This is a genomic window from Vibrio sp. vnigr-6D03, from assembly GCF_002835515.1.
GTDB classification, from domain to species: domain Bacteria; phylum Pseudomonadota; class Gammaproteobacteria; order Enterobacterales; family Vibrionaceae; genus Vibrio; species Vibrio penaeicida.
Map to the genome: position 1 here is coordinate 1 of NZ_PIZL01000048.1, position 10,675 is coordinate 10,675.

At 43.3% G+C, this 10,675-nt stretch carries 8 protein-coding genes; 4 read left to right on the top strand and 4 right to left on the bottom strand.

What is annotated here, in order from left to right:
- Positions 1-185: 185 nt before the first annotated feature.
- Positions 186-1,220: a S66 peptidase family protein gene (locus tag CW749_RS26285; protein ID WP_101115436.1), complete on the top strand. Its 1,035-nt coding sequence runs from the start codon at positions 186-188 to the stop codon at positions 1,218-1,220.
- 77 nt (positions 1,221-1,297) lie between these two features.
- Here CW749_RS26285 and CW749_RS26290 read toward each other — a convergent pair whose 3' ends face one another.
- The gene (locus CW749_RS26290; RefSeq protein WP_101115437.1) at positions 1,298-2,209 is read right to left on the bottom strand and encodes a LysR family transcriptional regulator; all 912 of its coding nucleotides are present in this window, start codon (positions 2,207-2,209) and stop codon (positions 1,298-1,300) included.
- Between the two features lie 95 nt (positions 2,210-2,304).
- Between CW749_RS26290 and CW749_RS26295 the strand changes: the two genes are divergently transcribed.
- The 3 genes from CW749_RS26295 (at position 2,305) to CW749_RS26305 (ending at position 7,255) form a co-directional block, all read left to right on the top strand.
- Entirely contained in the window at positions 2,305-3,303 is a 999-nt protein-coding gene (locus tag CW749_RS26295; RefSeq protein ID WP_101115438.1) for an NADP-dependent oxidoreductase, read from the top strand.
- Between the two features lie 239 nt (positions 3,304-3,542).
- A complete protein-coding gene (locus CW749_RS26300) occupies positions 3,543-5,324 on the top strand; it encodes an alpha/beta hydrolase-fold protein (protein WP_237322598.1) in 1,782 nt (593 codons plus the stop codon).
- A gap of 20 nt (positions 5,325-5,344) precedes the next feature.
- Positions 5,345-7,255 carry a TonB-dependent receptor gene (locus CW749_RS26305; protein WP_101115440.1) on the top strand — a complete coding sequence of 637 codons (1,911 nt, stop codon included), beginning with the start codon at positions 5,345-5,347 and terminating at the stop codon, positions 7,253-7,255.
- A 129-nt stretch (positions 7,256-7,384) separates the two neighbouring features.
- Here the strand turns inward: CW749_RS26305 and CW749_RS26310 are convergent, their stop codons facing one another.
- The 3 genes from CW749_RS26310 to CW749_RS26320 all read right to left on the bottom strand — a co-directional run bounded on the left by CW749_RS26310 (position 7,385) and on the right by CW749_RS26320 (position 10,260).
- Positions 7,385-7,801 (bottom strand): GFA family protein, encoded by a 417-nt coding sequence (locus tag CW749_RS26310; RefSeq protein WP_101115441.1) that lies wholly within the window; start codon positions 7,799-7,801, stop codon positions 7,385-7,387.
- Between the two features lie 153 nt (positions 7,802-7,954).
- Positions 7,955-8,749, bottom strand: coding sequence for a hypothetical protein (locus tag CW749_RS26315; RefSeq protein WP_101115442.1), 795 nt, complete (start codon positions 8,747-8,749; stop codon positions 7,955-7,957).
- Positions 8,746-10,260, bottom strand: a complete 1,515-nt coding sequence (locus CW749_RS26320; RefSeq protein ID WP_101115443.1) for an NAD(P)-binding protein — start codon at positions 10,258-10,260, stop codon at positions 8,746-8,748. The genes CW749_RS26315 and CW749_RS26320 overlap by 4 nt, the downstream gene beginning before the upstream one ends.
- Positions 10,261-10,675 lie beyond the last annotated feature (415 nt).

Below are 10,675 nucleotides of genomic sequence, written 5' to 3' on the forward strand. Positions count from 1 at the left end.
ATAATTGTTAGTTATCCTTACATTCATTAACATATTGATTTAATGTGTTTATATGACCACTAAATGCAATCCATTTCATTTGTTTTTGTGATGAATTGAGACTCAGTGCATATTAAAAATCTGTCCATCATATGGGTTCAAAAAATTGAAGCTGAATGGCTAACTTTTGTAGGAAACTGAATAGTATGAAATACCCAGCCCCTTTAATCGCCGGCAGCACGATTGGTGTAACGGCGTTTTCTTCTGGAATTGGAGAAGCACATGAATCGCGGTATCAATTTGTTCTCGAGTATTTAAACTCGCTACAGTTTAAAGTGATAGAAGGGAATTGCTTGAGAGGGCAGAGTAAACACGTTAGTGCTTGTGTCGAAGAAAGAGCTTCTGAACTGATGCAGTTTTTAATGGATGATGAGATCGATGCGATTGCGCCACCTTGGGGTGGTGAGTTGGCGATGGAGCTGCTTCCATATCTTGATTTCGAAAAACTCTCTAACGCGAAACCTAAATGGATACTGGGTTTTTCCGATATTAGTACAATCACATCGGTGGTTACTTCTAGGTTGGGCTGGGCTACTGTGCACTGCTCAAACTTGATGGATCTCACTCAAAATGCGACAGATCCTTTGGTTTCAACTACTTTATCGCACCTATCACAAAATGAAGGGGAGAGCTTTACCCAGTTCGCTTCCGAAAAGCATACAAAGACATGGCCACCAATTACTGAGAACCCACAAGCTATATTGGAATGTAACATCAATACCAAATGGAAATGGCTCGTAAAACCCGAATCAGATTACTGCATAGAAGGTCGATTACTTGGTGGATGTTGGGATACTCTTCATCATTTGTTTAATACTGAATATCTCGATCTCAATGCTTTTGCAAAGGAAGCGTCAAAGGGTATTTTGTTGTATCTAGAAAATGCAGAAATGCCGCCAGTTGAACTTGCTCGAGCGATTTTAAATATGAAGTTTAGGCAGGTATTTAGTTCCGTTAACGGGATCTTAATTGGGCGAAATTGTGCTAAAGATGCCAGTAATCAGGATGAACTTAGTTACTTAGAAGTATTAGAAAGGCATTTGGGTAACCTAGGTATTCCAGTGATCTACGACATGGATATTGGGCATGTTCCTCCTAACTTAACGCTAATCAATGGCGCGGTGGCCAAGGTGACTTTGGATGAGCATGGGGCTGGTGCTATCGAACAGACCCTAATCTAGTGTAGGTCAATGTTGATCTACCGATATATATCTCGTTGAGTGGTTTAAGCCAAAAGGATGAATCGCCATGGTGAATTCTAATTTGGGTACTGAAGCTTAACTTGCTCGCAAATGAAATCGACAGCGGCTTTGATTTTAGGAATTGAGTATTCGAGTTTTTGATAAAGTAGGAAAATGGCAAAATCTCTACCGTGGCTTATTTGCAAGGGTTGATCGAAGGTTAACTCTTGTAATACGCATGATTCAAAACTGGGCTGAAGTACCCATTTAGGTAGCATCAGTATGCCTTCATCTTGTATGGCTTTGTTTAATAACCAGTGTCCGTTGTTACTTACCAGTTTCACCTTTCCAGATACGTCTTGCCATTGCCCGTCAATTTCACTTAGCCAAGGTGTTGGACCGACTGGCGTTTTAAAAAATAAACCTTGGTGATGAACGAGATCGGACGTGCAAGTAGGCTTACCATTTTGCTGTATATAGGCTGGAGAAGCTGCAGCAACGAAATCGTTATTCATTAACTTTTTAGCGACGACGCGTTCGTCTGGTGCATAGCCACCTCGTATGGCGATATCCACGTCATCTTTTTCCAGTTTTGAAATCTCATCACTTAACACAACATCAAGAATAACTTCGGGGTAGTGCTTAGAAAAGTCGTCGAGAATAGGAAGAAGAATGCTTTCACCAAACCCCACCATAGCACTGATTTTCAATACACCTGTCGGTTCACTTTGATAATGCTTAACCAGCTGATCAGAAAAGTGCACTTGCTCAAGTATATGCTGGGCTTGCTGGTAGTATTGCTTGCCTACTTCTGTCAGCGAGATAGATCGAGTGCTTCGGACAAGTAACTGTGCGCCAAGCTCGGCTTCGAGATCGGCAATTCGTCGTGAAATGGAAGAAGCAGGAACATGGTAGTGGTTTGCTGCTGCTGAGAAACTCCCTTTTTCTACTGTTTCTACGAAGTAGGATAGTGCTTTTAGTTTGTCCATATTATTGCCTTTAAAGCAAAGGTGATTCGCTTTATGCAGCCTATTTGTAAATGAATCATTGTGCAATACTGCTTACACGATCTAAGGAGAAAACAATGACGCTAAATAAAGAAATTTTGCTTACCGCACGTCCAGACGGCAACCCTATTGGACCTCACATGTTTGAGGTTGTTGAGAGTGAAACGCCAGCACTTTCAGAAGGACAGTTCCTTATTAAACAAACTCATATGTCGATGGATCCTGCCATGATAGGTTGGATGATGCCGGATGAAGAAAGCTACATTCCACCAGTAGCATTGAACACTCGTATGCGCTCTAGCGGTTTTGGCGAAGTCGTAGCGTCTGAAAACTCAGAATTTGCCGTGGGCGACAAAGTGATGGGGATGATGGGCTGGACTGAATACGCATTGACCAATGGTCAGGGTATCAACAAGGTGTCGAATGACATCGATGCAGAAACGGCACTTTCCGTTTTCGCCTTACCAGGTTTAACTGCCACTCAAGGGCTACTTAATATAGGTAAACCCAAGTCGGGTGAAACAGTAGTAGTAACCGGTGCTGCAGGTTCGGTAGGCTCCATCGTTGGTCAGCTTGCAAAAGCAGAGGGCTTACGTGTAATTGGTGTGGTTGGAAGTGACGAAAAAGCAGATTGGATAGTCAATGAACTAGGCTTTGATGGGGCAATCAATTACAAGAAAGATGACTTGAAATCTCAACTTGAATCATTGACGCCAGATGGTGTGGACCTGTTTTTTGAAAATACAGGCGGTCCTATTCAGCACCATATATTTGACCGAATGAATGCTCACGGAAGAATTGTTGTGTGCGGTATGATCGCTGACTATACAGCTTCAGAACCGTCAGCAGGACCCAACTGGATTCCATTAATCAAAAAGCGAATCACGGTACAAGGTTTTGCCATGCCGGATCACCTTCATCAGATCCCTCAGTTGTTAGAAAAGCTAACACCGTATGTCATGAATGGACAGGTTCAGTATAGAACACATGTATTGAATGGGCTTGAAAGCGCAATGTCTGCAATGAATCTTTTCTTTACTGGCGAGAACAAAGGCAAGCTTTTGATAAAGCTTTAAGCTTTTATTAGAGAGTCACTTTTCATGTCGAGCAGTTGAATTAAGCAAAATTTGAGCTCGACATGAAAATCATTCTAAAAAGTATACCATTCTAAAAGTTTATATTTATTAGCTAGTTAAAGTAATACAATAGTCAGCGTCTCATAAATGTAACATTTCTTTACCCGTTCATTCCTCTAAGTATAATCGCGCCAAATTAACGATAATGATAATTATTACTATTGGTGGCGGTCGTGAAAATGTTTACCACTTCAGTGTCTTTATTCTCGCTAGGTTTGATGAGTTCGGGCAGCCTTATCGCGGAAGAAAAAACAAAAGAATTAACCCTTAAGCTTGGTGCGACTGAGCACATTGAATTAAATGTTGAAGCTCATGAGACGACTCGTATTTCGGTCACTTCAAACCGTTCTCAATACATACGAGGTACATTTTCCTACGATGGTGATCTCGCCAGTATCAAAGTTTATCGCAGTGACCAGTCATTATCTAAATCGTTGTTTAATCGCGTGCAAGCTAGAAATTTACAAACAAGAGATACACATACAAGTGAGCCACAAGATCTAACGATCCATTCCTCTCAAAAGAGAATCGAAGAAGAAATCTATCTTTATCTTCAACACGCCGATACGTATTCGATTGAGGTTAAAGCAGGGAATAAGGCATCCAATGTTCAATTTTCGCTTCGGGATGCCCCACTAAAAGAAGATAGAGTCGTCAACCCATCAGAACCAATCCTGAGTCCAAGGCTGAAAAGGTTGCAAAACGCAATTGATGACAATGAAACCTCGGCAGAAGAGAGGTTTTGGACAGAGATAGAAGCGCATGGCACACCACTCATAGAACCCCAATCCGGCGATGAAGTTCTTCTTACTTTTCTATGGAAAGGTGACGTAAACAACGTCCGCTTATTGGGTGCGCCATACGATGGGCACGCGCATTTGTCACGTATGGAAAACAGCAAGACTTGGTATAAATCATACCGAGTGCCTAAAGATTTTCGATTGTCTTATCAAGTTGCGCCATACGATGGGCACGCGCATTTGTCACGTATGGAAAACAGCAAGACTTGGTATAAATCATACCGAGTGCCTAAAGATTTTCGATTGTCTTATCAAGTTGCGCCAAACATGCCTCGGTTAGAGAGCCCGCAAGGGTGGGAGCAACGCAGGGCAATCTTGGCAACTCTACAAGCCGACCCAAACAATCTTAACCCTTGGCCAGTTCCCGAAGAGGGGCGAGTTTACTCTACAATTGAAAGTGGAAATCCACCGAGCGCCCATTGGTTAGACGGTGCCGTATCCCAACAAGGCAAATTGACTCATCATACCTTTTCTAGCGAGCTGTTAGGTAACTCTAGAAAGATATCGATTTACCGTCCTTTTAACGATCAAGAATTGAATGCGGATACGCCACTGCTGATTCTGTTCGATGGCGATGCCTTTTTAGATAAAGGGCTGACCCCATTCGTATTAGACGCCCTCATAGAAGCGGGTGAACTTGCTCCAATGAGAGCCGTGTTTGTTAACAACCCTTCACGAAAGCTTCGAGGAACCGAGCTGCCACCCAATCCGGAGTTTGCAAAAATGATGGCAACTGAGCTCATGCCTTGGTTGGCGAAACATCATGAAATATTACCAAACTCTGAACAGGTCGTCCTTTCTGGCGCGAGCTATGGCGGGTTAGCATCGCTTTATATAGCGCACCAGTATCCGGATGTTTTCGGCAAGGTGCTGAGCCAATCGGGATCGTTCTGGTGGTCTCATGAAGACGCTGAATGGCTAACAAAGCAAATCTCACAAAGCCCCCACAAACCTATTCAAGTTTATCTGAATGCCGGTCTTTTCGAAGTCAAACCAGACTTCGCCAATATTTTGGGGACCAATCGAAACATGCATCAAGTGCTTAAAGATAAAGGCTATCAGGTGATGCTAAAAGAATTTGCCAGCGGACACGATTATTTCAGTTGGCGTATTACGTTGGTCGATGGGCTTAAACGCTTGTTTCCAATGCCAGTAAAGTAGTAAATCATAAAGGACGAATAATGAAACTGTTGAAGTTAAGCTGCGCGGTCGCGGCAGCGCTATCAGTTGCACCTGCCGTAGCTCAAGAAAATGCTCAAGATGAGGTTATGGTTGTTACAGCAACAACAAATCAGGTATCCATTGAGCAAGCACCTGCGTCGGTCAGTGTGATTACTTCAGAGGAAATCAGTAAAATTCCTGCAACGGATATTACGAAAGCGTTGGGCAAAATCGCCGGTCTTCAGCTCGATTCGCGAGGTGGGGATGAGCCTTCTATTAAAATCCGCGGTTTAGATTCGGACTATACGCTGATCTTAGTAAACGGAAGAAAAGTGAACTCAAAAGACGCCATTGTTCGGGGTTCGTTCGACATGTCGAGCATTCCAATGAGCGCGATTGATCGTGTTGAGGTGGTTCGTGGTCCTATGTCTACGCTATACGGAAGTGAAGCCATTGGTGGGGTTGTAAACATTATTTTGAAACAGCCAGCGGACGAAACGTTTGTTGCAGGTAGCTTGGCGTTTTCAAAGCCTCAAAAAGATGGTGGAGAACTAGCGAGCTATAACTTGTTTGCTAGCGGTTCTGTGATTCCTGATAAGTTACTTTTTAACACGTCGATAGATGTGAGTGATCGTAAAGTATGGCAAGCCAGTGATGAACGCACTGCGACTTCAGCTGTTCAAGAAGGGCAAGAAAGAACAAGTTTTGATACCACGCTAACTTGGCTCGCGACTGAAAAAGATACTGTTTTGTTTGATCTCGGTTACGTGAAAGATGACCGCGTCGCCCCATGGCCAGGTGCAGGTACCAGTTACTACGAAAGTCAGCGTTCTGATGTGGGTGCAGGTTATGAGCGAGTATCGGATTGGGGTGTTTCCAACCTAAATTACTATTTCGAAAAAGCAGAAATCATTGAAGATAACGCTCACCCAGCGCTTCCAGACGTTATGACGGGCACGCAAACCAACCATAACGTAGATGGCAAAACAGTTTTAGCTTTGGGTAGCCACACACTAACCGCTGGGTTTGATTTCAGCCACACAGAAATTACCCACACCAAGTTTTACACCGACAGCGAGAAAAACCATCAGGCGGCGGTATATTTGCAGGATGAATTTGCGATAAATGACGATCTGACGTTAACGGCGAGCGGTCGTTACACCAAGCATAACGAGTTTGGTAGCCACTTTAGCCCACGAGCGTACCTTGTGTATTCAGCGACAGAAAATCTGACGATCAAAGGTGGATACGGAGAGGGCTTTAAAGCACCGGCTATTTGGCGTTCTTCAGATAAGTTCTTCATGATCAGCTGTCGTGGTAGTTGTTACCTAACAGGTAACCCAGATCTTAAACCAGAAACCTCGAAGTCTCTTGAATTAACGGCGGTATACACTCAGCCAACATGGTTTGTGCAAGGTACGGTGTATCAAACCAAGCTGAAAGACATGATTGATCGCGACATGGATTCAAACAAGGGAACCTCGCCAGACGGTAAAAAGATCATTACCAACATCAACCGCAATGAAGTGGAAACAAAAGGCTTTGAAATTGAAGGGGAGATCGACCTTTCAGAGACGGTGTATCTAACAACCAACGCAACCTATACAGACAGTAAAGATACGAAAGCCGATGAAGAACTGACCTTTACACCAAAATGGGCGGCGAATGCGGGCTTGAATTGGGCCACATCTGATGAGTTATCATTGTTTACCGACGTGAAATACACCGGAAAACAACTTAACTGGAGCCGAGAAGATTTGGCAGGTTTCACTACCGTTGATTTGGGTGGTCGTTACCAAGTGAGTGGTAATTTTGCTGTTAAAGCCAGTATTACCAATCTAACGGATTACCGCTTCGACGAACAAGATGTCGATTACGGCTACGTAGATACTGGACGTACTTTCTACGCTGCTGTCGATTTTGAGTTTTAATCCATAAACTTTGTTTTAGTTCTGTTAAGCCCTGAATACCGAACATTCAGGGCTTTTTTCTTTGTTTGGGGTCCGAGTTATTTCTTAGTGGCTGTGTTGCGTTAGTCTTTGTAACAAAGCATTTCGGGATTACTTGGGTGCAGACGAAAAATGGTTCAAAACCTCTGATTCCGTCATTGTTGGCGTGTGGTTTGAAAAACAGTAGTAACTTGGCTTAATGTCGATGAAATACTGCATTGCCATATCCAATGCTTCCCATTGGGAAAATAGCCCAGCAGGAAAATTAAACTGATTCGTTTGTTTGAATCGACTGTACAAATGCGTACCACAATTTAAGCAAAATGCGCGTACTGCCCACTCTGAAGAGTCGTACTCCTTAACGTATTCACTCCCAATAATATCCACTTCTTCTCCACATGGCACCATTAGCGAAGGTCCACCATTCCATGTTTGGCAAGAATGGCAATGGCACACATTAAATTTGCGGCTAGGAGAGGTTACGGTGAGTGATACTTTGCCGCAAAGACATTGGGTAGAGGATGACATAATGGGAACCAGAAAGTTGACTGAGCCATTAAAATACTCCGTCTTGCTGACAAAACGTGTCAGGACAGGAGGGATGTGATCAGCCAGCGTGACTGCTTTGTGAATATCAAAGAAATAAGGGGGATACAGGTATCCCCCTTATTCACTTCATTACTAATGAAACAGGAGTAATGTTCCCAAACTGGATAAAGCGATCGCTAATAAACTTGCCGACAAAGCATGTTGTACTGAGGACTTAGAGACGAATTGTTGCATCATCGTCGACGTGGCGAACTGACGTCCTCCCCAATCCATTGACTTAAAGTCAAAGCAAAGCGCTAAGAACAGTAAGTGGCTAGCCGTAATTATGCGAGCGTGAAAAAAATCATCTGCATGAATGGCGATAAAGTAGGACGCAATGTGGCAAGACATAAGCGTGAGCTTAGGAAGTACATACCGGTATTCCACCAACAGCAACTGAGCTAACCATGCGCCATAAATCACTTTGAGTTGCCATGGCACGGCTTGACCAAACAAAAGCAGCGCGCCATCACCTTTTAGCTGAGTCTGAGTGCTTTCAATGATCCAGTAAGCGATAGCTGCGGCTAAACACAATGAAATTAATGCCGACATCGTTGCCTGTTTCTTTAACTGAACGAATATAAAGCCGCCAGCTTGAAATAGGAAAAAGACAACTAACCCTTTGTCGATCAAGCCAACTTGGATCCAATGGCTTATTGCCAAAAAACACAGCAAATTAAACCCTGTTTCTAGAAACAGGATGCGTTTTATTTCATCGTCGTTATCGACCTTTTTTATGAGCGGCCAAAAAACGATTGGAAAGACCAAGGTTAGTAACAAAGTTAAGAGTACGGAGCTTTGTACTAGCTGATAGAAACCACTGCCATAGATAAAACAAATCGCTAAGAACAGAACTGAGGAAAGTGGTGCATAAACACGGTTGTTCATGCGACATCCTCTTTTGCACTCAGCTGTTCAGCACTTAATCGGACCGTTTCAATACAACGCTCGAGAGTCACGGGGACATGCCAAGTTTGTTTTGAATCTGAGAGGTACTCTCCAACCAAAAATAGATTGTGAAAAGCGTCAACCGATAAGGATTGCATGCTTTTTGCTGTCGGGTGAGTTAGAGCGTGTTGAATAACCCAGCGTTGTTTGTTTCCCTGCTCGTCTCTTACGGTGCCGCCCTTAAACCATGTTTTGTAGCTTGTTTCTACCTCTTCCTCTGGAACCAGTTTTGCACCTAATCCAACATGAAAACTCATAAAAGCGTCTTCTTCGGCTAAAGATGTATTTCCGAAGAGTTGAGTCAGCAATTCAGTTCGCACTTCATGCTCGTTACACTCCAGCATAGGGCGTTGGTAAACGACCCCCAAAGCATGGTTCAAATCGGTAGCAGTAACGGACAAGCAAACTCGCTCAACTTGCCCCACTTTTCTACTAGTAATGTGGTAACTCAGTCCCCACGGCGAATCGACCACTATACCCACAGTTTTTCCCTTTAAACTGGCGGGCATTTGAGAAAAATGAAATTGGAAGCCGTGACTAAATACATAATTGTAATCCAGCGCTTTACTGTGATTACCGAGCAGTGCTTCAGTAACATGAGCAGGCAAAGCCAGCACAAAGAAATCGGCTTCGATAGCTTCCCCCTCTTTTGTGATAGCACTAGAAATCGATGTGGCAGATTCATTCTGTTTCAGCGAGGTGACTTCGCATCCGAGATAAAAATGCACGCCACTCTGTATTAGGTGCTCGGTAAGAGGAGTAATAATGGCATCGCCAATAGGTTCGCGAATTCCTAGGCTGTATGCGTTTGGAGAGTCAGGGTGAAACGTCCCCGTTTTATTGTTAAGAAGATCTAACACCGATAGCGCTGGTGTACTGTCTGTTGCACCAATCCAACCAAGTAGTACGGGTTTTAGGAATTGAGCTAGCCTAGGTCTTTGCTGATATTCAAAATATTCACTAACGGGTGTTTTCAGCAATTTTTCCGCAGAAAAGGTTTGTTCTAACTGTTTTTTAAACCAAAGCACGTCTTGAACAGGGACTTTTGAGTAGAGCATCGCGTAGGCAGATTTTGCATCATCCATGAGCTTTTCGACATGACGAAAGTAGCGACGTTGAAATTGCATGGTTTTGCCTTTTTTGCCCCACACAAACTGCACTTTCTCTTGCGGGTACAGGGAGTCAAAACAGCTTCCAGTCTCCGTTGGTATTTCCTTCAAAAAGTTCAGTAAATTATGGTTCTTTGCAAACAGTTGTCTGTGAGTGAGTTCGTGTACACACCCATGAACAACCGTACCAAGGCATTTCCCCCCAGTCTGCTGTTCCTTATCGTAAATGGATACATTGTATCCACGCTTACGGCATTCGTGAGCCATGGCTAAGCCTGAAATCCCCGCACCTAATATGGCAACATGTGGGCGATTTAAGCGGTTTTTGTGAGAGCTTGTCATTCTATGATTTCTTCTTTTTTGGGTACGTTCAAATAGGGTATGAGCGTTGTCGGTGTGCTTTGATTGGGCTTCCAATAACTGATAAATCAATGGCAACTACCGCATAAGGCACTTGCGGTTAACGCATGATTTTTTCGTTTAGGCAGCAAGAATAGTGGAATCTCAATCGCGTCATGAACGGGAATGTTCCCAAAAGAATTTAACTCATTGGACCTGATAGTCTCAATCCGCTGAATTCCTACAAATTTGTGAGAAATCAGCTAGCTAGAAACAGTGAGGGGTAAAGATAACGTCGTAAAACTCTTCTTAATCAATAAGTTGTGTATGATGAGAGTTGATATGAGTTTGATTGCTATTCGTGTTGGGTTTGTATGGAAATATGCACTTAATTCCAGATTAACAAAATAGCAAAATT

Coding starts and splice junctions, on each gene's coding strand:
- CW749_RS26285 (WP_101115436.1), top strand. CDS start 186: ATGAAATACCCAGCCCCTTTAATCGCCGGCAGCACGATTGGTGTAACG.
- CW749_RS26290 (WP_101115437.1), bottom strand. CDS start 2,209: ATGGACAAACTAAAAGCACTATCCTACTTCGTAGAAACAGTAGAAAAA.
- CW749_RS26295 (WP_101115438.1), top strand. CDS start 2,305: ATGACGCTAAATAAAGAAATTTTGCTTACCGCACGTCCAGACGGCAAC.
- CW749_RS26300 (WP_237322598.1), top strand. CDS start 3,543: ATGTTTACCACTTCAGTGTCTTTATTCTCGCTAGGTTTGATGAGTTCG.
- CW749_RS26305 (WP_101115440.1), top strand. CDS start 5,345: ATGAAACTGTTGAAGTTAAGCTGCGCGGTCGCGGCAGCGCTATCAGTT.
- CW749_RS26310 (WP_101115441.1), bottom strand. CDS start 7,801: ATGTCATCCTCTACCCAATGTCTTTGCGGCAAAGTATCACTCACCGTA.
- CW749_RS26315 (WP_101115442.1), bottom strand. CDS start 8,749: ATGAACAACCGTGTTTATGCACCACTTTCCTCAGTTCTGTTCTTAGCG.
- CW749_RS26320 (WP_101115443.1), bottom strand. CDS start 10,260: ATGACAAGCTCTCACAAAAACCGCTTAAATCGCCCACATGTTGCCATA.